This is a genomic window from Photobacterium sp. 53610, assembly GCF_036409375.1.
Lineage (GTDB): Bacteria > Pseudomonadota > Gammaproteobacteria > Enterobacterales > Vibrionaceae > Photobacterium.
Genome location: NZ_JAXOFS010000002.1, coordinates 426,595 through 448,845, shown reverse-complemented (window position 1 = coordinate 448,845; position 22,251 = coordinate 426,595). Strand labels below are relative to the sequence as shown.

Genomic DNA, 22,251 nt, shown 5'->3' with positions numbered 1-22,251 from the left:
TTTCTCAATGATATCCAAGTATCTGGCGGATACTTGGATATTCGTGAACAGAGTATTGGCTTGCTATGCTGATGTGTTGCGTTGTGGGTTGATGGATGCGATTGGCTGTCATTCAGCGTAAAATGAGACGTTTTTATGATTGTAATCAGTGCAGGGATAAATGAAATCAGTACAAGAAAAAGAACAAGTAAAAATTTTGGCCTCATATTTTGCAGTATTTGGTGGGATATTCCTCAGTTTTTTCTATTCACTGGAAGGGTATATTGTTTTATCAGTGAGTGCTGTTTGGTGCTTATATGCTTTGAAAGTGAGTCAATTTCCTGAAAGTAAAAAATGTCTCAAGGGCATTCTGTTGTCGATATTGCTATTAGTGTGCCTGAAGTCATTAGGGCTGTTTTTCGTCTACCAAACAGAGGATTACAGTTCCAGTCTATTGTTAAGTTTGTATTCTGATCAGGATAAGGCGGCCGGTATTCTCGCTTTTTTAGGGATAACTTTTATATTTTCCGGGAAGTTCTTACCACTATTGACGCTTTTTTATGGACTAAAAACATGGAAAGCAAATCTGTAGAAATGAATGTCTGTAGAAAAGAATGCTTTGATTTTAAATTTCAGCTTCAATGGTTGAAAACAGCTTCGTCTTAAGTGCTGACGGACGGTTTTTCTTATTGATTGAAAGCTGTGATCGGGATTAGATTGAAAAAACAGGCGGCTTTTCACAGGCCGCCTGTTTTGCACGGCGCGATTTATCTCACTTCATTTCCAACTTCATGCTCCCAGGGGGAATCTTCCGTGGGTGGTTCAGATTGCGTTAAAGCAGCAATCACCGAGATGGCGCATCGTGAGCCATGCTCAACAATCAGATCCAGCGCACTGGTAAACAAAAAGTTGCCGTTAGTGATTTCACCCAATGCAAAAATCTTGGGATGCGCGAATCCTCTGTGATCAAGCACCTGATAGGTTTCGTTGAGGATTTGTAACCCGCCATGAGGGTGGCTGACGGCAAGTCCAGACGCAAACATGTGGTGCAATAAAGGGGAGTCCGCCTGGGTCAGATCGCGGGCATTCCCTGTGGCATACACAACAACATCTGCAGGTGAATCAGCAACTTTTGAATCAGGGCCTGTCTGATAGCTCAGTTGTCCGGATTCAACCGCTGCCAGCAATTTTTCAGCATTCTCTTTCGGGATCGAGACCCGCAATGCCATGGCGTTGGACCAGCTTTCAGCGAAGAAGCGTCGTGTGTCTTCTTCAGCCAGTTTCCGGCGGATAATATCCAGAGCGGTGTTCGCACTGTAAAGAATCGCCTGCCAGCCCCGGGGGCCATCGGCCAGTGCAATTTCTTTTCGGAGGTAATACCGAAAATCAGTCACTGGTGGCGTGGGAAACTGCAGCGATTCCGGTGTATCTTCATAATTTTTCCGATAGTGGCTGAGTTCGAGATGGAATAGCTGTGCCAGATGAGCAAGCGATAATGTCTCGAAGTTTTGTTCAATATAGCCTGGCGATAAAAATTGATTTCGGTACGTCCCTTGTGTTCCCCGCACGCTAGGGAAAAAGCCTCCCCGTGACCGTAACTGTATTTTTCCTTTGTGGCCCCGTTCTATCAGTCCAACGACGATGTCGATGGCGCTGAGTCGTGCTCCGAAGACGACAACGTTATCATGCTCATTGATGGCACGGGTTACTGAACGTACGGGATACGGACTGGAAAAGATTTTGCCTTGCTGCTGTGCGCTATCCATAACTTTTGTATGTGTGCCGCACGCCAGAATCACCGCATCACTCGGCAATTGATGTCCGCATTCTGTGGATACGATGTACCGGGTTGAATCGTCGTCAGCACAGATCGACGTGACAGATGCAGCAACGGTCACGATGAAAATATTTTTTTCTGCGGCTTGCCGGATCACACGGAAGAATCGGTCCTGCATGTAGCGTCCGAACAGGGCACGCGGCGCATAGGTGGATGCATCAATGTTCAGCTCAGGAAAGTCCGGCTGCCATTTTAACGGGTGCGCTTTCAGCCAGTGCATGAAGTCGCCGGGTTGTCCGGGGATGCCGGATATCAGCCCAGCCTGCGTATTGAGCAGGTTGGAATGGCTGTCCTCAGCATAGGCATTGCCAACCCCCCATACACTTTTTTTCTCCATGACAAAAATCACAACATCCTGGTTTTGAACAACATTCCAATGACGGGTAAAAGCATCAAGAAAAGCAAGTGATGATGCGCCGCCGCCCACAAGGGTTAACGTGATTCGTTTCATCATTCTATTCCTTATCATCATCAGTGGATGCAAACATCAGGGTTCGTAAACCCAGACCCAGAGCTAAAACAACGACCGAGCACATCAGTGCGGCACGGGTTTCAAAGAACTGACTGACCAGTCCTGCCCAGAGCGATCCGGTTGCCTGAGCCAGATACATGACGATCAGATAGATCGCAATCACACGGGAGAGCATTTGCCGTGGAAAGGAAGACTGGATTTCTCCGTTCAGCAGGGTCACAGCCATGCTCCAACTCAGGCCAAAGATCATGAGCGCGACAAAGATGAGCGTCAGATGACTGCTCAGCCAGATGGCTGCAATGGACGATATCATCAGGCTGTAGCACAGCCAGTAGCTGTGGTGGTTATGGCGGATTTTCAGCACAGCCGGCAAGACGACAACGGTTAAGAGTGCTCCCAGACCGGTTGCGCCCATTAAGCTCCCTTGTCCTGCTGTGCTCTGATTTAAGTGATACTTGGCAATGAAAGGCATCATTGACCAGATCACACTGCCTGCGAAGAACAGAATACAGGCATCGAATGTGCAGCGACGGAACAGGGTGGATGTGTAAATATGTTTCCAGGTATCACGGAACGAAATGAACTCTGTTTGTTTTGCCGTAGTGTTTCGCTCGTGATAAAACCCATACAAAAAGTAGGCTGCCACCGCAAGCAGCATCGCCGCAGTGAGCAGATAAACCTGGAAATAGGCGAGCGCAAGTAACAGCGACCCGGCAATCGCGGGTCCGACAGTCCGGGCAATATTGAACCCCAGATTGTTGAGAACGGCTGCATGCCTGACCTGGTCTCTGGGCACAGTCAGTGCGATTCCGGCCTGTGCAACAGGCATACGGAAGACGGTTGCGACAGAAAATGCAGCGGTCACTCCAACCAGCAAGGCAGGCGAAAGCAGCCCCCACCAAGTGGCGGCTGCAAGCGTCAATGAAACCAGACCCAGGCTGAGCTGAGCGACAGTCAGGACCAGCGGCTTGCTGTACTTGTCGCCCACCTGACCAGCCAGGATGCCAAACAATAAGAAAGGCAGGGTTGCTGCGACCTGAACCAGCGAATTCACAACAGCTGAGGTCGATAAGTGCGTTAAAGCGATTGAAGACGTCGTATTTTGGATCCAAATCGCCCCGTTGCTCATGATATTCGCCACCCAGAAGTGGCGATACTGCGGATTTCTCGCAACCGCAATTAATTCAGCATGCATTGCGTGACCTCCTCAGTATTCTTTGACCAGATGAATTCGTCTGCGGCCCACTGTTCAATGGCCAGGAAAAGTTTCTCCATATTCATTTCGCTGTCGGCTTTGGCAACAACGTGAATCAGGGCGTCATTTGACATGGCCATCGCGCTGTAGTTTTTCCCTGAAACTGCCCGGGATTGATACTTGACGACGTTTTCATGCCTGAACGGTGTCTGGGAACAGGCCAACTGACCTGACTGCGGAGGAAGCTGGAAGCGTCCGCCGATCTGTACCGGAGACCGGGGGCTGGGGCAAAGCGCCTCTGATCTGAATTCGGCATGTAAATATGCCTCGACGACATTCACCCCGTAGGCCAATTCGACTTCAGTGAGGAGATCATTCCCACCCAGACGACAGGCAATTTCACACAGGGTGATCTGATTGTCTTTCCCGACAAAGCATTCGATATGGAAAAGGGAATGCCTGGGCGTCGGGAAGACGTGCTCAAGCAGATATCTGCTGAATTCAGTTAAAGGCCGATAAAGCGGGTTTGATTCAGACAGCGTGTATGAGCCAAGGCATTGACCGCCAACGAAATCCATACAGTTGCCGACATATCTGGCCGGGCTGCACACCGACAGTTTTCCGTTCACGACGAGACCGTCGACGTGAAAGACTTCTCCGGTGACGTAGGGCTCAATGATCATGTCAGTCGGATCGATCTCTGAATTCACCTCAAGCCAATGCTTGTAAGAGTCGACTTTGAATGTGTGCTGGGAGCCACGTCCGGCTTTTGGCTTGACCACAATGGGGTAAGGCAATGCTTGCCAGTTGACGACGTGAATTGCATCTTGCGGCATCGCAGTGACCACGCCATACCGTGCTGCGTGTTGTTTCATCAGGATTTTGTCTCGGAACAGGATGGCTTGTTCCTGTCGCTGTCCGGGGATGCCAAGCGTTGCCCGTATTTCTGCGGCACGAAGGATGTCGCCTTCCGAAAAGGCAATGACCATGTCAATGGAAGACAGTAGATCAATGTCGGCGAGCCGTTGCAAAAGTTCCGTCGCCGAGTAGGAAAAATAATGGTCCAATTCGATGATTCGGCCAAAATGAGCTGCCAGCTCGCTCCTGTTTCCGGCAGATAACGACTCTGTGATTAAAAGACTGTCTCCATGAAAATACGCATCCCGGATACGGGGATGAATGGACAGAATAAATTTTTTACTGGATAAGATGAGCGCTGACATAATTATCCTCTTTATATGATTTTTGTTTTGGTGTTTTATTTTTAATTTTCAGAAAAATTGCAGATATATGAACCAGTAAATTTATATTTTTATGGTTCATGTTACTGCATGTCGGTTGAGATACTTGCCCATTCATCTGTGAATTGAAATGATAATTCCAGAACCATATGCAACATTGCGATCACGATCCCCTTACAACACAAAATCATTGCCTTAACAACTGAACCTATCAGTAATAAAAAAGGGATTTGGCCGAGTGAAAGTGATCCGGAGGTGACGCGTCAGTGGGTTTTTGGTGCACGGATCTGGCTGATTAAAAAGGCTGGGAGTCTTCAGCCGTGAGGTGCGGCAGGTTTCTGCTTTATTGCTGTGCTTCTGCGTTGTTTGGTTGTAAATTCATTTTCAATATCATAATCATGAAGTGACCGCCTGATATCTTGGTATTCATCAGGCATATCGTGAATGAGATCAACCCAAAACTAATTTTCAGAAAATACCGACACTGGAGGGATTAAAGTGACTGAGCTGATAGAAGGACCGGACGGAAAATTACGCTGCTCATGGTGCAGTGCCACCGAAGATTATATGGATTATCATGATCACGAATGGGGTTTTCCGGTAAGCGATGATCAGCGTCTCTTCGAAAAAATATGTCTGGAAGGGTTTCAGTCGGGTCTGAGCTGGCGAACGATTCTGACGAAACGGGAAAATTTCAGACAAGCATTTCAGCAGTTCGATTTTTACCAGGTGGCTCAGTTTTCTGAAGAAGATGTCGAGCGTTTACTTCAGAATGAAGGCATTGTCCGGCACCGGGGCAAAATTGAAGCGACTATCAATAACGCCAAATGCGCGGTGGAAATGGTGAAAGAAGAGGGTTCTCTGGCAGCTTTCTTTTGGCGTTTTGAGCCTGATACGACAGGCGTGACGCCACAGTCATTGTCTGTTTCTGAAGAATCGAAAGCCCTTTCAAAAGCACTGAAAAAACGGGGGTGGAAGTTTGTCGGGCCAACGACGGTTTATGCTTTCATGCAGGCGATGGGGCTGATTAATGATCATGCTGAAAGTTGTGCATTCCGGGAAAAAGCAGAAAAGTTAAGGGCCTCATTTCAACGTCCTGCGGAATAAATGTTGCCGCCAGGTCGTGAACTGAATACAAAAAGCAGCAGGGTTATCAGCCTTGCTTCTTTTTTTATATAAAGATAGGTCACGGTTCCCATTTATTCTGTCCTGTTTCAGGAAAGACACATTTTTGATGGATGACTCAAGGTAATTATCATTATTGTTAATTACATGAGAGTGGTACTTATCCGTCACTTAAAGAATAAAAAGAAAACCATACTTTTCATATGAGATTTTAGCTCCCATCTATTTCCTATGCGCGGAAATAACGGAACATCTGAATCCGGGTGTATTCCGCAGTTGACAGAATTTTTCCGGAGGCAAACATGCAAATCGATGGCCATCACGCGATGACATATGTTGTCGCCCGTTATGCAGGTTTAAATCATCACCAAGCATCTGTTGTGGCTTACTGTGCTCAGTATGTTGATGAAGCAACAAATGAAAATCCTATCTATTTTGAAAATGGTGCGATGTTTGATCGCATTGTGTCAGCACACAAGATGCTGGATTACCGGAACACGGTTAAACTCGCGAACCACATGGTCTGGATTCCTTTTCATTTTTTGCCCGGAAACCATGGAAATCAAGCGGGTCACCCGCCTGAAGGCCGTTTTATCAATCGGCTGATTTGTATGCCGGACAGTCCGGTGGCAAGAGATATGCTAAGAATGGTGGCGACACACTGGCATAAGCCTTATGCGTTGCACATGCTGGGGATTGCCATGCATGTTTACGCCGATACTTTTGCCCATCAGGGTTTTGCCGGTGTGGTTCACGATATTAATCGCGTTGAATCCATTGAGTCGGCGCAATATATGAGTTTAGCGGAACGGATCCGGAATGACGTTCTTCGGCATGGTATTTCCTCAGCGTCACCTCTGGGGCATGGCGCTGCGTTGTCTTTTCCGGATCGTCCGTATGCAAGCTGGATTTATGTGAACGGAACCGGCGAAACCGTGGTGCGCGACAATACAGAAATCTTTGTACAGGCGGCTGATGCCATGTGTAAAGCGATACAGTGCTATCTCGCACAGGATCATGCTGTGAAGATTGATCAGCAGCCGGGGCTGACGGCACAACAGCGAAATCTCATTGAAAGTGCGCTGCGTACCTTTGATGACGAGGATGGTGAACGGCGGCACGAACAATGGCTGCAACATATTGCGACCGGCGATTTTGGGTTTGCGCCTGAAGTGCTGACGTTTCACAAAACAGGTCCGGAGAGCTGGAAAGAAAAAGCAAGAGGGCCGGCAATCGTGCGGGATGGGAAACCGTACTACAAGTATTCAGAGTCGTTTTTCTCTTCAGACTGGAAATTTTTCCATGATGCGCTGAAAACCTATCGGTTAGAACTGATTCGGGATGTTTTACCTGCCTATGGCATTTGTGTGGCATAACTGCAGGGTCGCCGTCCCGAAATTTGATGTTGATTGTTGTGAAGTGGATGAAAGGAATGGAAAAAAGGACGAAAGAGGCCAGTGTGTTGCATCTGGCAAGTCGGGTTGTCCTGCCCGGATTGATATTGGTCATCAGTGGATGTGCTTCGCATGAGTCTGTGAAGCTGGTCAGTGAATATGCAGAGCAGTCGGCTCAGGTACAGACTGCACTTCTGGGAGTCTATGAACGAACGGAACAAGCGAGAGTGGACTCTGTGCTGGCGGGTGCCGTCAGAGACGGCGTGACAGGCAATGATCTGGATATCAAACAAATCGATAATTCAGGTCAGATTCAGGCGTTAAAGCATCTTCTGGTGTTTACGCAAAGTATCAACGCGCTGGCTTCAGATGAGGCCAGCACGGCTCTCAATGAGCAGGCAGAGAAGCTGAATACTGCGTTAGTCTCTTTGTCTGAATATCCGCAGGTACAAGGTGTCAGTCAGGAGCAGATTGAGCTGGCGTCACTCAGTGCCAATGCACTTGGTAGGGCCTATACAGAAAGCGCGCGTTACGAAGCTTTAAAGCGCCTGATGAAAGCATCGGAACCCGTTATCCAGAATACGATCGATGTGCTGCGCAGTGATCTTCCGGCGTGGAAACAGGCGACCCGGACATCTCTGCAGAAAGAGCTGCGGATTCGTCTGTATTTACTGAACAATCCGAACCGGTGTGAACAGAGTACCGATCTGCGCTGTGTAACCTTTAGCGATTCTCTGGAAGAGCGCATGGAAGGGTATCGAAAAGCCTACCGGATTAAGCAGCAATTATTGCATCTCGATGCTGAGTTCATTCAGCTGGATAAAGCTCTGGCGGCGGTCCAGAAGCTCAACACCGCGGTTGTTGACTCCCTGGAATCTGACAATGACCTGTCACTGTCGGCCGCAAAAAAAGCCATCCAATCCACCAAAGTTCAGGTTGATGCGATCAAAGCATTTCAAAAGAGCCTTAAGGAAGCATCATGAGTCTTCACGCAGAAGCGTATAAAGAGTTAGACGCAACCTATCGTCTGATACAGAACTATCTTGATTCGACGATGCTGACGCCGGATCAGGAATCATTAATCTTGCAGTGTGAAGCGTACGGTGAACAGATTTACCGCTACAACCGGGCACTCATCGAGAAACAATCTGCTTTGCTGGATTCCCGTGAAGAAGATGTTCAGTCGTTGCTCAAGCTGGCGAAGACTGCCCGGAAGTCGTTAGAAGAGGTGACTGAGCACGCCGAAACGGTAGCCAAAATTGCACGTGGTTTAGATAAGTTACTTAAACAACTGGCAAAATTTGTTTAGCTGTAATGGCTATAAGCGGCATGAGACAAACAGCGAGGTGTTCAGCCTTGCGGTTTGGTTTGGGCGCTTTTTGCAGCAATGAATGAGCGGCACATTGGCGGGCCTGTGCTAAAATCTGCGCCTTGAAAAGCGACTGCGGTTGTGATGCTTAAGTGGGATCACGCTGTGTTGTAAGGAATTATCAGGTGCAGAGAAGGAGAATTTGTCATGTTTGGTATCGAGAACTTGTGGTTGTTTGTGGTCTCCGGTTTGTTACTGAATATGATTCCCGGGCCGGACTCACTGTTGATTGCAGGGCGTGCAGCAACGCAGGGATTCAAAGCGGGATCTGCCGCTGCATTAGGAATCGGCACCGGGACGCTGATTCACATTGTTGCCGCAGCGTTGGGTTTATCGGCTTTGTTAGCCACGTCAGCAACGGCATTTACTCTCGTCAAAGTGCTGGGTGGCGCATACCTGATTTATATGGCAATCAGTATGCTCAGAAGCCGTGGTGAGACGGAGCAGGCGGAGGTGATTCAAAAACCGAAGGCCTCACTGAAACGAATCTACACTCAGGGATTGATCACCAATCTGTTCAATCCGAAAATCGCAGTTTTCTTTCTTGCATTCATGCCGCAATTCATCTCTGCATCCAGCGATAACAAGGCGTTGGCGTTTATCGTTCTGGGACTGATTTTTAACTTCAACGGCATGTTATGGTGTCACTTCATTGCCTGGGTTTCAGCCTCTATCAGTCATAAATTGACGGTGAATCTTTCCGTGAAGAAGTGGTTGTCCCGCTTTACCGCGACGCTGTTTGGTGTGTTTGGGGTCCGGTTGCTGGTTGCTTCGCAGGGCTAAAAGGAACGCCGTCTTATCCTCGTTCTGCCTTAGCCCGGTTTTGTTGTGTTCTGCTGAATAAAACCGGGCATTTAATCTCTCTTCTCTCTCTTTTCATTTTCTCTCGTTTTCATCAATTGCTTCATTCTGAGAAGAAATCTCCAGACGAATTTCTGCAGTTTGATGCTATTCATCGGTATATGAATGTTCGGCTCTTTACTCTCAGAATGATCCCGAATGAATCATTGATGATTGGCCTTGACCTGTCTAAAGCTTCATAGTTTAAAGTGCACGCATCAAACAGAGGATGACCCATGTATCGGATATCTGAATTGGCTGAAATTGTTGGGTTAAGCCGTTCAACATTGTTGTATTACGAAAAAATTGGATTGATCACCTCAAAGAGACAGGCGAATGGATATCGCCAATATACAGAGCTTGATGTTCAGAAACTCAGATTGCTCCTTCAGTTGCAGAGCGGCGGGCTGACACTCAAAGAGTGTCAGGATTGTATGGAAGCAAAAATTGACCGGAAGCAGCTGACGCAGAGATTGAACGCACTTGATGCTGAAATCATGCAAAAGGAGAAAGCCAGAGCATTGCTGGCTGCTTTACTGGGAATGGGTTCAATGCGGGCGTGGCATCAGACACTTGAGAGTCAGGCACCAGAAGCTCACCTGAATTGGCTGATGAAGCAAGGGTTTAGCGAAAAACAGGCGCTTCGCTTGAAATGGTTATCTAAAGATATGAACGCACATGAAGAGTATATGGCTGAATTTGAAAAAATTTTTGAAGGGCTTGAGCGCTTGGGGCCAGGAAGCGATGCCGATACCCAAAGGGCTTTGACGCTGCTGCCGAGTCTTTCTGGTGAGCTTCTTGAAGTTGGTTGCGGAAAAGGCGTGGCAACTGCTGTGATTCAAAAACACAGTCAGTTTGCGATTACGGTGCTGGATAACGATGAATATTGTCTCAGCTGCCTGAAAGAAAACTTTGCCAGTCATAGAGAATCCGGAAATGTAAAAACTGTCTGTGCAAGTATGACTGATATGCCGTTTTCTCAGCATCAGTTTGATGTGATTTGGTCAGAAGGAAGTGCATATATTATGGGTGTTCAGCAAGCAATTGAACAATGGAAGCATTTCTTAAAACCACATGGATTGATGGTATTGAGTGATTTGGTCTGGTTAACCGACTCTCCGGATGACGAAGTGCGAACTTATTGGCAGCATCATTACCCTGATATGTCTTCAGTGGCAAATCGTATGCAAATGATGGAGCAAAGCGGATTTAAATTGGTTGAAAATTATCAACTTAGTCCTGAAGCCTGGAAAAATTATCTTCAACCGTTGAAAGCGAAGATCGATCAGCTTGATGAAAATACGTTTAGTTCAAATGCGTTGAATGACATTCAGGCGGAGATTGAATTTCACAACAAATATTTGAGTCAGTACGGATATCAGATATTTATTTTAGAGAGAAAGTAACACATGAATATCAGAAATGAGCACATTACAGATTTAGAAAAGATTGAAACACTCACATTGGCAGCATTTAAAAACCATCCTTCTCATGCGCCCGGCGCAGAACCCAATGAGCATTTGATTGTGAATCGGTTGAGAGCAAATAAAGTGTTGGCACTATCTTTAGTGGCTGAAGATGAAACGGGTATTATCGGGCATATTGCTTTTTCTCCGGTTTGTATTGCAGGCGAATCATCAAACTGGTTTGGATTGGCGCCTGTTTCTGTCGCTCCTGAACGACAAGGCCAGGGGATTGGCGGCAGGTTAATCGAAGCAGGTCTATCACGGTTACTGGCGCAAGGGGCTGATGGTGTTGTCTTACTGGGCGAACCCGCGTATTACCAAAGGTTTGGATTTGAATCCCATGTGAATCTGACATTACCGGGCGTACCGGCAGAATACTTCATGATTCAGCCGCTGAAAGCATGCAGTCCGATTCCTGTTGGTGAAGTTAGTTTTCATCAGTCATTCTATGGATGAAAACAGACAAGAAAAAAGCGAGGCCAATTGGCCTCGCTTCTGTTTTATTGCGAGATTCAGAACAATCAGTCCTCAATATAGTTCTCGATGCTTGGGCATGAGCACACCAGATTCCGGTCACCGAAGACGTTGTCGACACGGTTAACGGTCGGCCAGTATTTGGCGTCTTTGGTTTGCGCGGACGGATAGCAAGCCAGTTCACGGCTGTAAGTGTGGCTCCACTCAGCATTCATCAGGTCAACCTGAGTATGCGGCGCATTCACCAGCGGGTTATCTTCCAGTGGCCATTCACCAGACTGAACGCGGGCGATTTCCTGACGGATGGCGATCATGGCGTCACAGAAGCGATCCAGTTCAGCCAGATCTTCCGACTCAGTCGGTTCGATCATCAGGGTACCGGCAACCGGGAAGGACATGGTTGGCGCGTGGAAACCGTAGTCCATCAGACGCTTCGCCACGTCTTCTTCAGAAATGCCTGACGCTTCTTTCAGCGGACGGATGTCAATAATACATTCGTGCGCGATACGGCCGTGTGTACCGCGGTACAGCACAGGGTAGTGGTCACGCAGACGCTCCATCACATAGTTGGCGTTCAGAATCGCCAGTTTGGTTGCCTGAGTCAGACCTTCTGAGCCCATCATGGCGATATAGGCGTATGAGATTGGCAGAATCGAGGCAGAACCCAGCTCGGCTGCAGAAACCGCGTATTGTGCACCTTCGGTTGCGTTCTCAGACTCAACGTGTCCTGGCAGGAATGGTGCCAGGTGTGATTTCACACCGATTGGACCCATGCCCGGACCGCCGCCGCCGTGAGGGATACAGAAGGTTTTGTGCAGGTTCAGGTGCGATACATCAGAACCGATGAAGCCCGGATTGGTCAGACCAACCTGTGCGTTCATGTTCGCGCCGTCCAGATAAACCTGACCGCCTGCCGCGTGGACCAGATCGCACACTTCACGAACCGCTTCTTCGTAAACGCCGTGCGTTGAAGGGTAGGTGATCATGATGCACGACAGGTTGTCGCGGTGTTTTTCGATCTTCGCTTTCAGATCTTCAACGTCGATGTTCCCGATGCTGTCACAGCCAACGACGACCACTTTCATGGAAACCATGGCTGCTGAAGCCGGGTTGGTGCCGTGTGCTGAACTTGGGATCAGACAGACGTTACGATGACCTTCGTTGTTCGCTTCATGGTAGCGCTGAATTGCGATCAGACCTGCGTACTCACCCTGTGCTCCCGAGTTTGGTTGCAGTGAGAACGCGTCATAGCCCGTGATTGAACACAGCATTTCAGACAGTTTGCCTGCCAGTTCCTGATAACCTTTCGATTGATCAGTCGGCGCGAACGGGTGTAGTGCACCGAATTCTGGCCAGGTCACCGGGATCATTTCTGCTGCAGCATTCAGCTTCATGGTACAGCTGCCCAGCGGAATCATCCCGTGAGTCAGTGAGTAGTCTTTATTTTCCAGTTTTTTCATGTAACGCATCATTTGCGTTTCACTGTGGTACTGGTTAAACACCGGGTGAGTCAGGTACTTGCTGGTACGACGGCAGCTTTCCGGAATAGCCGCAAATTCGTCTGCAGCGATGTCATCAGTGAAAGCAGAAGCTTTCAGCGCCTGACCAGTAAAGATTTCCAGCAGTTCTTCAACATCGGCAACTGTGGTGGTTTCATCCAGGCTCACACCCAGTTTGTCACCAAATTGGCGCAGGTTCATTCCGGCATCCAGTGCTTTTTTGTAGACAGCATTGGTTTGTTTACCGGTGTTGACGGTAATGGTGTCGAAGAAAGAGTCGTTTTCCAGCACCAGACCCGCATTCTTCAGACCGGCAGCCAGAATTGCAGTCAGGTGGTGAACCCGGCGTCCGATTTTGCGCAGACCTTCAGGACCATGATACAGGGCGTAGAACGCAGCCATGTTGGCCAGCAGCGCCTGAGCGGTACAGATGTTTGAAGTCGCTTTCTCACGACGGATATGCTGTTCACGGGTTTGCATCGCCATCCGAAGCGCCTGATTGCCTTTGGCATCTTTGGAAACGCCAATTACACGGCCCGGCATCGTGCGTTTGTGAGCATCTTTGGTCGCCATGAAGCCAGCGTGCGGACCACCAAAGCCCATTGGAACACCGAAGCGCTGTGCACTGCCGATTACAACGTCAGCACCCATTTCACCCGGCGCTTTCAGAATGGTCAGGGCCAGCAGATCAGAAGCAACAGCGACCAGTGTTTTTTTCGCGTGTGCTTTTTCGATGATGTCGGTCAGGTCGGCAACCGCACCTGTGGTGCCCGGGTACTGAACCAGCGCACCGAAGACATCGTGGTTGTCCAGCTCGTCGGTTTTGCCGCGAATAATTTCAATGCCGATGTATCCAGCACGGGTGGTCACAACGTCAACCGATTGCGGGTGCAGATCGGTGGAGACGAAGAATGCTTTGCTCTTGTTTTTGCTGGCGCGCTGACACAGGGTCATGGCTTCAGCCGCAGCCGTAGCTTCGTCCAGCAAGGAGGCGTTTGCCAGTTCCATGCCGGTCAGGTCCATGATCATTTGCTGGTAGTTCAGCAGCGATTCAAGGCGGCCCTGAGAAATTTCTGGCTGATAAGGTGTATAAGCGGTATACCAGCCCGGATTTTCCAGCACGTTACGCAAAATCACGTTCGGCGTGAAGGTATTGTAGTAACCCTGACCGATGAAACTGCGGTTGATGACGTTTTTGCTGGCAACGGCTTTCAGCGCAGCCAGCATTTCTGCTTCGCTTTGCGGCTGATCCAGCTTCATCGCTTCTTTCAGACGAATGGAAGCCGGGACAGTTTCTTCAATCAACTTGTCAATGCTGTCGACACCAATGGACTGCAGCATGGTTGCTTGCTGTGCTTCATTCGGGCCGTTGTGACGGCCAGCGAAGGCTTTGTCGTCACTCAGTGCATGTAAAAGGTTCATGTCGGTCATGGTTCTTTCCTGAACAGTTACTACACATTGCCAGCCATCTGCCGGCAATGGCGAGAAATCTCTTGGGTGGAAAAACGGCTTCCAATGGATTGAAAGCCGCAGTGTTCCTTAGTCTTCGATGCTTGCCTTGTATTGGTCTTCATCGATCAGCTTGCTCAGCTCTTCGACATCAGCAACTTTGATTTTAGCAATCCAGCCACCTTCGAATGGTTCTTCGTTGATCAGTTCAGGGCTGTCGCCCAGATCTTCATTGATTTCAACGACTTCACCAGTGACAGGTGCATAAATGTCTGACGCGGCTTTGACAGACTCAACCAGAGAGAAAGTTTCACCAGCTTCAGTGCTGCCACCAACTTCCGGCAGGTCTACGAAAACCACATCACCCAGCAGCTCCTGAGCGTGGTCTGTGATACCCATGGTGATAGTGCCGTCACCGTTGTCGCGTACCCACTCGTGGCTTTCAGTAAACTTCAGGTTGCTCATTTGAATCTCCTTGCGCAATGTTTCCGCATCTTTGTTATTTATCCCGGCAGATTTCCCTGCCGGTGTTTTCTTGCTTACCGTGTCCTTCAACGCACACGGCAAAATGAAATTACTGATACAGCGGGAAGCGGCCGCATAGTTTCTGAACTTGCTGCTTCACGCGTTGTTCGGTTTCACTGTTGTCTTCCGGATTGACTGCCAGGCCATCCAGGACATCGCCGATCCACTCGCCGATTTGTCTGAATTCTGCTTCGCCGAAGCCACGGCTGGTGCCCGCCGGTGTGCCCAAACGGATTCCTGAGGTGACCATTGGTTTTTCAGGGTCGAACGGAATGCCGTTCTTATTACAGGTGATTCCCGCGCGCTCCAGCGCTTCTTCAACCTGATTGCCTTTCAGTCCTTTCGGACGCAGGTCAACCAACATCAGGTGAGTATCTGTACCACCTGTGACAATGTCACAACCACGGGTTTGCAGGGTTTCAGCCAGCACCTTCGCATTGTTGATCACATTTTTGATATACAGCTTGAATTCTGGCTCCAGCGCTTCGCCTAACGCGACGGCTTTACCTGCGATGACATGCATCAGCGGACCGCCTTGCAGACCCGGGAAGACCGCAGAGTTAATCTTCTTGTTGATGTCTTCGTGGTTGGTCAGAATCATGCCACCTCGCGGACCACGCAGGGTTTTGTGCGTTGTCGTTGTCACGACATGTGCATGCGGCAGCGGTGACGGATGTTCACCTGCGGCAATCAGACCGGCAATGTGGGCCATATCAACCATCAGGTATGCACCGACTTCGTCCGCGATCGCACGGAATTTTTCGAAATCCACCTGACGGGGAATGGCGGAACCCCCGGCAATAATCATTTTTGGCTGATGTTCGATAGCCAGCTCGCGCACTTGATCATAGTCGATGTCGCAACTGCCTTGTCTGACACCATACTGAACTGCGTTAAACCATTTACCGGAGAGGGCAGGACGCGCACCGTGTGTCAGGTGACCACCGGCATCCAGAGACATCCCGAGAATCGTATCGCCCGGTTGCAGCAGCGCCAGCATCACAGCACCGTTTGCCTGAGCACCGGAGTGCGGCTGAACGTTGACGTATTCACACTGGAACAGCTGTTTGGCGCGTGCAATGGCAATACGCTCAACTTCATCCACATGTTCACAACCGCCGTAATAACGACGACCGGCATAACCTTCCGCATATTTGTTGGTCAGACAGGAGCCTTGTGCCTGCATGACGGCTTTGGAAACGATATTCTCTGATGCAATCAGCTCAATTTGCTGATTCTGGCGGTTCAGCTCGGCAGCAATCCCAGCGTTCACAGCACCATCCACCTCAGAGAGATTGGTTGAGAAGAACATCTCCAGGTCATGGTTTTGGTATGAAGTTTTCATTTCACGTTATCCTCAATTCGCGCCCTGAACCGATTCACTGTCACGGCAGGCAGAGCGGTATCTATTGTGATGTCTCGTTATTGTCGCTTCCTTGTCTTGGGAGGTATGCGTCTGATTGCGCCAGCCTAACAAGTGCGTAACATACGCCTCTATTGATAACGGATCAAATCAAAATTTCCAATAGTGGATAATCGTTCACTTTAGTGGTCGCAATCTTACGCAAACGTTTGCTTCTTGTCATGTTAATTTCTATGATAGGCACGAAATTTTCGGTATCTGCTTGTCAGAAATGTGTGCTGACTCTAATTATAGTCAGTCATCAATACCAGGGCTGGCAAGGGTTGAGGGCGGAAATGGCTGCGGCTTGCTTTCTGGTTTCGGGATGGCCTTTACGTCTTGAGACGCGATTTTTCGGCGGGCAGGTTGCTTTGTTTTTCGATGAGTTTCCAATAGGAAACTTTATTTCAAATATGATGCCTTGGTCATAGTTTTGTTACTGGCTCGCTTTCCTGTTGTGAACAGCCTGTGCCAGAATGAGGTCAGAAGTCGCCTTGGAGGGCAAAGATGACAAGTGATGAAAACCACGTGGATCCGTATCCATCATTGACTGTGGCCAGGGACCAGGAACCTGATAAAGAAAGTATTGAGCCGATGCAGCTCGGAAAGCGGCTGAAAGACATCAGGATGGCTCATGGCCTGACGTTGGAAGAAGCCAGTAAGCGAACCGGGCTGGCCCGCTCAACTTTATCTAAAATTGAAAACGAGCAGATTTCTCCGACTTTTCAGGCGATGCAGAAACTGGCCAGCGGTTTACAGATCGATATTCCGCAACTCTTTGCGCCACCGAAACAAATTATGGCGACCGGTCGTCGGGATATTACCCGGAAAGACGAAGGTAAGCCGCATCCGACCACGACTTACGAGCATGAGTTACTGGCAACGCAGCTGCGAAACAAAAAGATGATGCCGTTTAAATCTCGTGTGCGTGCCCGGCGGTTTGAGGACTATCCCGATTGGATTCGTCATGACGGTGAAGAGTTTCTGCTGGTTCTGTCCGGAACTATTCTGTTTTTTTCTGAATTCTACGAGCCCGTTCAACTCAATGAAGGGGATTCGGTTTATTACGATGCCACCATGGGCCATATGCTGGCGTCGGTCAGTGATGAAGATGCTCACATTCTCTGGGTCACGGCATCCTGAAGAGATTTGAGCAGCAGACACAGCAGAGAGCTTTCAGCTTTCGTCACAATTTTGTGACATGGTCGGTTGAGAGTTGGGAAACTTTGTCTACTATTGGAAACAAGAGCGATTTTAGCAACAAGCTAGCAACATCTTCACGGTGACTGGTGATTGAGCCCGTCACAGGAATTGATGGAACAGCCGCAATGCGGTGAATGGAGTAAAAATCAATGTCACAGGATCTTCTCGTTACACCTTTGCATGCCCTTCATATTGAAATGGGCGCTAAAATGGTCCCTTTTGCAGGTTATGACATGCCTGTTCAGTACGCGCTGGGCGTGCGTAAAGAGCACATTCACTGCCGTGAATCTGCCGGCCTGTTTGATGTATCGCACATGGGTCAGTTGCGTCTGCACGGCACAAATGCAGCGAAGGCACTGGAAGCGCTGGTTCCGGTTGACATCATTGATCTGCCTGATGGCAAGCAGCGTTACGCGTTCTTTACCAACGAAGAAGGCGGGATTCTGGACGATCTGATGGTGACAAATTTTGGTGATCATCTGTTCGTCGTGGTGAACGCGGCCTGTAAAGCACAGGATATTGCGCATATCCAGGCGCATCTGCCTGAAGATGTGACAATGGAAGTGATTGATGATCGCGCGCTGCTGGCGCTGCAAGGTCCGAAAGCTGCGGAGGTTCTGGCGCGTCTGAACCCGGCGGTCAGTGACATGCTGTTCATGGATGCGGTGAAGCTGGAGCTTCAGGGTGTTGAGTGTTACGTAAGCCGTTCGGGTTATACCGGTGAAGACGGTTATGAAATCTCAGTACCGTCTGATCAGGCGGAAGCGCTGGCGCGGACACTGCTTGGCTATGAAGAAGTTGAGTGGATTGGTCTGGGTGCGCGTGACTCCCTGCGTCTTGAGTGCGGTCTGTGCCTGTATGGCAATGATATCGATACGACAACCACGCCTGTAGAAGCAAGCCTGCTGTGGGGGATCAGTAAGCCACGTCGTGCCGACGGTGAGCGTGCTGGTGGTTTCCCGGGTGCAGATCTGATTCTGAAGCAAATTGAAACCAAAGACGTTACCCGTAAGCGTGTTGGTCTGATTGGTCAGTCAAAAGCGCCTGTCCGTGAAGGCAGCAAGCTGTTTGATGCCAATGACAATGAAATTGGTATTGTGACCAGTGGTACGTTCGGACCAACCAAGGAAGCACCGGTTGCAATGGCGTATGTGAAGACTGAGTTTTCGGCGATTGGTACCGAAGTTTTTGCTGAAGTTCGTGGCAAGAAGCTGCCGATGACGGTTGAGAAAATGCCGTTTGTACCGCAGCGTTACTACCGCGGCTGATTGCCGGTTTGAAATGCGACTGGCTTGAAATGTAAAAAGGAGCGCCATGCGCTCCTTTTTATCTGCATAAGACTGAACATCTGACAGACCCGGGGGAAAGGGTACTCAGTTTCAGCTGTTCAGCATGTTATATGCAGAAGTGAACATCAGACTGAAACCGTCCTGAGAAATTTCCTGAGGTGTCATTTCTGCTGCTTCCAGACGGCGGTAACATTCATTCAGTGCCGCAATGACACGCTCTTGCTCTTGCTTATTCAGTAAATCTGCGTTCATCGTTTTCTCTCTTTATGCTTTTATTGTCGAGTATGCTCTGTACCGGTCATGTCGATACGAAGCACCGGGCAGAAATTGCTGTGATGATTTGTTCCTGGATGGGGCGACAAAGTTCGTTCCAGCTTTTCTGCAAAAGACTTGATGATTACAACTGAAATACAGGATAGTCAGCAAAATTGGTGTAATTGTCATGACAAGGTAAAACCTGTTTACCAGCCACTTCAAGGCGATAGGCAGCGAAAGCAGGGGATGCTTGCTGACAAAGTACTGTTTCGGACACAGTCCGTATGGCGGGAGATGCAGTCAAACGTCAGACACAACAAGTGAGCGCGTAAGGCGCTGTTTTTGCTCTGCGAGTCTGGCGTTTGCTGAGTATCAGTAGCGGTTGTTTAATTCGTTCAGCTTATTCATAAAACGTTGAATCTGTGACTCATTGTTGTTGTGAAACTCGGCTGTGGTCTGATTGATCACGGTGTCGGGATCTTCGTTGAGCGTGTGGAAGTGATAGGTATTATGAAAGTTCACATCCACACTGACGTTCCCGTCGGTGAGGCTGACACTGTAGCCATCATAACTTTCGCTACAGATGATATCTTCCAGCTGTTTGCCGTTTTCGACAGCTTTACCCTGAGTTTTTACTTTTTCATAGACATTCAGCAAGGTACGAATATCAACGCTGTTTTTCATGTTCGCCTCCGATCAGATAAACCTTTCTGTCTTAAATTTAGGAGTTGGTGAGGCGCTTGCAAGCTTAAGTGCTCACTGCTTAATCTGGATCAATTCCAACTGTAACAATTTCATTACAAATCATTGTTCAGCCTGATAAACACCCGGGATGACGAATTATGAAAAGGGGTAGTGACCTGTCGCTGGACGCGTGATAATTTGACAGTCATCGCAATAACTAAACGGAATTTATACTGATGTTTAAGCAGCTGACAGAAGCACAACTTGACCCCATTCTTTCCTTAACACAAATGTTCCGCGAAGATACCCGTTCCGACAAAATGGATCTGGGAATTGGCGTGTATAAAAACAGTGTGGGTGAGACACCGATTATGCAGGCGGTTTTGCAGGCCGAGCACAGACTGCTGGAAACCCAGAAGACGAAATCTTACGTCGGACTGGCCGGTGATGAAGTGTTCAACCAGTCGATGATGGATCTGCTGCTGCAGGGCACATCGGCACACAGTCGTGCAGCTGCTGTGCAGACGCCGGGTGCCAGTGGTGCACTGCGTATGCTGGCTGATCTGATGTATCTGGCTCAGCCGGGTACCACCGTCTGGATTTCAAACCCAAGCTATGTCAATCACAAGCCTGTGATGGAAGCTGCGGGTCTGAAAGTTAAATTTTATCCATATTTCGATCCGACAACCAAACAGGTGAACAGCGAAGCGATGCTCGCGGAGCTGGCGAAGGCGGGTCCGAAAGATGTCGTTCTGCTGCACGGCTGCTGTCATAACCCGACAGGTGCGGATATTTCTTTTGCAGACTGGCAGGCAATCACTGAACTGGCAAACAAAAATGGCTTCCTGCCTTTCGTCGATATTGCCTATCAGGGCTTTGGTGACGGGCTGGAGGAGGATGTTGCGGGCCTGCGTCACCTGGCAAACAATGTTGAAGAAATGATTATTGCGACTTCCTGTTCAAAGAACTTCGGTTTGTATCGTGAACGAACAGGTGCTGCGGTTGTGATCAGTGATTCCCTGAAAGAAGCACAGAAAGCCAAAGGCCGCATTCTGCAACTGGCCCGTTCTTCTTATACGATGCCGCCTGATCATGGTGCGGCACTGGTTGCGACGATTCTGAACGATGACGCGCTGACCGCAAACTGGAAAGCCGAGCTGAATGAGATGAACCAGCGCATGCTGCGCCTTCGTGCCGGTCTGACTCAGGCTGTGCGCAATCAGGGTTCTGAGGCATTTGACTTCATCGAACACCACAAAGGGATGTTCTCGGTGACGGGTCTCAGCCCTGAGCAGATTATCCGTATGCGTGAAGAGTTCGGGATTTATGCAGTGGGTGATGGCCGTATTAATATTGCGGGCCTTCAGGAAGACAGACTGGATTATCTGGCCTCAGCGTTACTGGCTGTGAGCCGCTGAGTACACGTTCTTTTTTCCGAACGACCTTAACAGAAGAAGGAGCACTCAGGTGCTCCTTCTTGTTTAAGCCTGCATGTTATTGATCAGGAAAATCAAACTCCGCCTGAACAGGGTAGTGGTCAGACAGATCACTGTAGTAGCCATCATGCCAGTATTCACCCTCAGGCAGTGGCCATTTGCCCTTCAGATAATGCCAGTACCATTGTTCTCTGCTTTGAAGCTTCACGACTTTCATGGCCGCCGGAGCTGTGGGTTGCAGATGGTTTTTGTGCCACAAGACATAGTCCAGCGTATCGTTGTAACTCAGAGAATAACCGTCTCTGTATGCACCGGCTTTGGTGATCCAGTTGTACTTGGCAGAAAATGAGCCGACAGAGGGATCGGGGAAATACACTTTGCTTTGTGTGGTAGAGAGCATGTCCTGGATCTGATCCTGACGGCTCCATTCGACATTCAGGTCACCGGCAATCACGACAGGTTCTGATGCCGGAATATTTTCCGCATCGATGAAGTTTTGCATCTCCGCCAGCTGCGCCATACGAACCGGATGTTCTTTATCCGGGTTATCGGTGCTGGATTGTAAATGCGTCCCTAACACGTGGAAATGCTGGCCGTTTTTCTCAATTTCAATATAGGCAAAGCCTTTATTGGCGTAGTAGTCCCAGGTGCTTTTGTCACTGGCCTGATAGACGTGGGCTTTCTGACTCAGAATCGGGTAGCGGGACAAAATGGCGACACCACCGCGAACGACCACAATCGAGTTGGAACAGTTGCCGGTCAGTGCATCCCATCCTCTGCCGCTGCAGTCCAGACCGACAACCGGCGTCTGATAAGGGTAGAGTGAAGCGAGTTCATTGAGCATGACTTCTGAATCTGCATTGAGGGCTTCATTGATGATCAGCACATCCGGTCTATTGTCCATGGCCGCAATGGCGTCCGGAATCCGTTGGGCACGGTTGGCCTGATCCCAGTCACCAAACGGCAGGAGCAGGGTGTTGTAGTTCATGACATTCAGTGTTTCTGCATGTGTGAATGCGGACAGCAATAAACACACTGCTCCGAAGGTTTTTTTCATCGCAAGTTTCCTTTTTGAATTTTTTTAAAGAGATTCATTCTCGCGATAAATGATAGAAGC

At 49.0% G+C, this 22,251-nt stretch carries 20 protein-coding genes; 11 read left to right on the top strand and 9 right to left on the bottom strand.

Annotated elements, in window-relative coordinates:
* Positions 1–160: 160 nt before the first annotated feature.
* Positions 161–571: a hypothetical protein gene (locus SPK40_RS08620; protein ID WP_330960164.1), complete on the top strand. Its 411-nt coding sequence runs from the start codon at positions 161–163 to the stop codon at positions 569–571.
* Between the two features lie 175 nt (positions 572–746).
* On the opposite strand, the gene SPK40_RS08615 is transcribed toward SPK40_RS08620, so the two are convergent.
* The 3 genes from SPK40_RS08615 to SPK40_RS08605 are packed head-to-tail and all read right to left on the bottom strand — an operon-like array spanning position 747 to position 4,706.
* Positions 747–2,270: an FAD/NAD(P)-binding protein gene (locus SPK40_RS08615; protein ID WP_330960163.1), complete on the bottom strand. Its 1,524-nt coding sequence runs from the start codon at positions 2,268–2,270 to the stop codon at positions 747–749.
* A gap of 1 nt (position 2,271) precedes the next feature.
* Positions 2,272–3,483 (bottom strand): MFS transporter, encoded by a 1,212-nt coding sequence (locus tag SPK40_RS08610; protein WP_330960162.1) that lies wholly within the window; start codon positions 3,481–3,483, stop codon positions 2,272–2,274.
* Positions 3,468–4,706 (bottom strand): ATP-grasp domain-containing protein, encoded by a 1,239-nt coding sequence (locus SPK40_RS08605; protein ID WP_330960161.1) that lies wholly within the window; start codon positions 4,704–4,706, stop codon positions 3,468–3,470. The genes SPK40_RS08610 and SPK40_RS08605 overlap by 16 nt, the downstream gene beginning before the upstream one ends.
* Before the next feature lie 516 nt (positions 4,707–5,222).
* Here SPK40_RS08605 and SPK40_RS08600 point away from each other — a divergent pair.
* From SPK40_RS08600 to SPK40_RS08570, 7 genes are all read left to right on the top strand, one after another.
* A complete protein-coding gene (locus tag SPK40_RS08600; RefSeq protein WP_305885167.1) occupies positions 5,223–5,831 on the top strand; it encodes a DNA-3-methyladenine glycosylase I in 609 nt (202 codons plus the stop codon).
* A 320-nt stretch (positions 5,832–6,151) separates the two neighbouring features.
* Positions 6,152–7,225 carry a DUF6765 family protein gene (locus SPK40_RS08595; RefSeq protein ID WP_330960160.1) on the top strand — a complete coding sequence of 358 codons (1,074 nt, stop codon included), beginning with the start codon at positions 6,152–6,154 and terminating at the stop codon, positions 7,223–7,225.
* Between the two features lie 56 nt (positions 7,226–7,281).
* Positions 7,282–8,226: a hypothetical protein gene (locus SPK40_RS08590; protein ID WP_330960159.1), complete on the top strand. Its 945-nt coding sequence runs from the start codon at positions 7,282–7,284 to the stop codon at positions 8,224–8,226.
* Complete coding sequence (locus SPK40_RS08585) at positions 8,223–8,552, top strand: hypothetical protein (protein ID WP_330960158.1); 330 nt, start codon at positions 8,223–8,225, stop codon at positions 8,550–8,552. The genes SPK40_RS08590 and SPK40_RS08585 overlap by 4 nt, the downstream gene beginning before the upstream one ends.
* Before the next feature lie 207 nt (positions 8,553–8,759).
* Complete coding sequence (locus SPK40_RS08580; RefSeq protein WP_248142150.1) at positions 8,760–9,395, top strand: LysE family translocator; 636 nt, start codon at positions 8,760–8,762, stop codon at positions 9,393–9,395.
* A 293-nt stretch (positions 9,396–9,688) separates the two neighbouring features.
* Entirely contained in the window at positions 9,689–10,858 is a 1,170-nt protein-coding gene (locus tag SPK40_RS08575) for a MerR family transcriptional regulator (protein ID WP_330960157.1), read from the top strand.
* A 3-nt stretch (positions 10,859–10,861) separates the two neighbouring features.
* Positions 10,862–11,374, top strand: a complete 513-nt coding sequence (locus SPK40_RS08570; protein WP_330960156.1) for a GNAT family N-acetyltransferase — start codon at positions 10,862–10,864, stop codon at positions 11,372–11,374.
* A 65-nt stretch (positions 11,375–11,439) separates the two neighbouring features.
* On the opposite strand, the gene gcvP is transcribed toward SPK40_RS08570, so the two are convergent.
* The 3 genes from gcvP to SPK40_RS08555 all read right to left on the bottom strand — a co-directional run bounded on the left by gcvP (position 11,440) and on the right by SPK40_RS08555 (position 16,210).
* On the bottom strand, positions 11,440–14,322 hold the full coding sequence (gene gcvP / locus SPK40_RS08565; protein WP_330960155.1) for an aminomethyl-transferring glycine dehydrogenase: 2,883 nt from the start codon (positions 14,320–14,322) through the stop codon (positions 11,440–11,442).
* Positions 14,323–14,430: 108 nt separating this feature from the next.
* Entirely contained in the window at positions 14,431–14,805 is a 375-nt protein-coding gene (gene gcvH / locus SPK40_RS08560) for a glycine cleavage system protein GcvH (RefSeq protein ID WP_330960154.1), read from the bottom strand.
* 109 nt (positions 14,806–14,914) lie between these two features.
* A complete protein-coding gene (locus SPK40_RS08555; protein ID WP_330960153.1) occupies positions 14,915–16,210 on the bottom strand; it encodes a serine hydroxymethyltransferase in 1,296 nt (431 codons plus the stop codon).
* Between the two features lie 564 nt (positions 16,211–16,774).
* Here SPK40_RS08555 and SPK40_RS08550 point away from each other — a divergent pair.
* Both SPK40_RS08550 and gcvT read left to right on the top strand, forming a co-directional pair.
* Entirely contained in the window at positions 16,775–17,410 is a 636-nt protein-coding gene (locus SPK40_RS08550; protein WP_248142156.1) for a helix-turn-helix domain-containing protein, read from the top strand.
* Positions 17,411–17,619: 209 nt separating this feature from the next.
* The gene (gcvT, locus tag SPK40_RS08545) at positions 17,620–18,738 is read left to right on the top strand and encodes a glycine cleavage system aminomethyltransferase GcvT (protein ID WP_330960152.1); all 1,119 of its coding nucleotides are present in this window, start codon (positions 17,620–17,622) and stop codon (positions 18,736–18,738) included.
* Positions 18,739–18,849: 111 nt separating this feature from the next.
* On the opposite strand, the gene SPK40_RS08540 is transcribed toward gcvT, so the two are convergent.
* Both SPK40_RS08540 and SPK40_RS08535 read right to left on the bottom strand, forming a co-directional pair.
* Entirely contained in the window at positions 18,850–19,011 is a 162-nt protein-coding gene (locus SPK40_RS08540; RefSeq protein WP_248142158.1) for a hypothetical protein, read from the bottom strand.
* A 375-nt stretch (positions 19,012–19,386) separates the two neighbouring features.
* Positions 19,387–19,698 (bottom strand): DUF3081 family protein, encoded by a 312-nt coding sequence (locus SPK40_RS08535; protein ID WP_248142159.1) that lies wholly within the window; start codon positions 19,696–19,698, stop codon positions 19,387–19,389.
* A 236-nt stretch (positions 19,699–19,934) separates the two neighbouring features.
* On the opposite strand from SPK40_RS08535, the gene SPK40_RS08530 reads away from it, so the two are divergent.
* Positions 19,935–21,116, top strand: coding sequence for an amino acid aminotransferase (locus SPK40_RS08530; RefSeq protein ID WP_330960151.1), 1,182 nt, complete (start codon positions 19,935–19,937; stop codon positions 21,114–21,116).
* Positions 21,117–21,192: 76 nt separating this feature from the next.
* Here SPK40_RS08530 and SPK40_RS08525 read toward each other — a convergent pair whose 3' ends face one another.
* Positions 21,193–22,191, bottom strand: a complete 999-nt coding sequence (locus SPK40_RS08525; RefSeq protein ID WP_330960150.1) for a sphingomyelin phosphodiesterase — start codon at positions 22,189–22,191, stop codon at positions 21,193–21,195.
* Between the last annotated feature and the right edge of the window lie 60 nt (positions 22,192–22,251).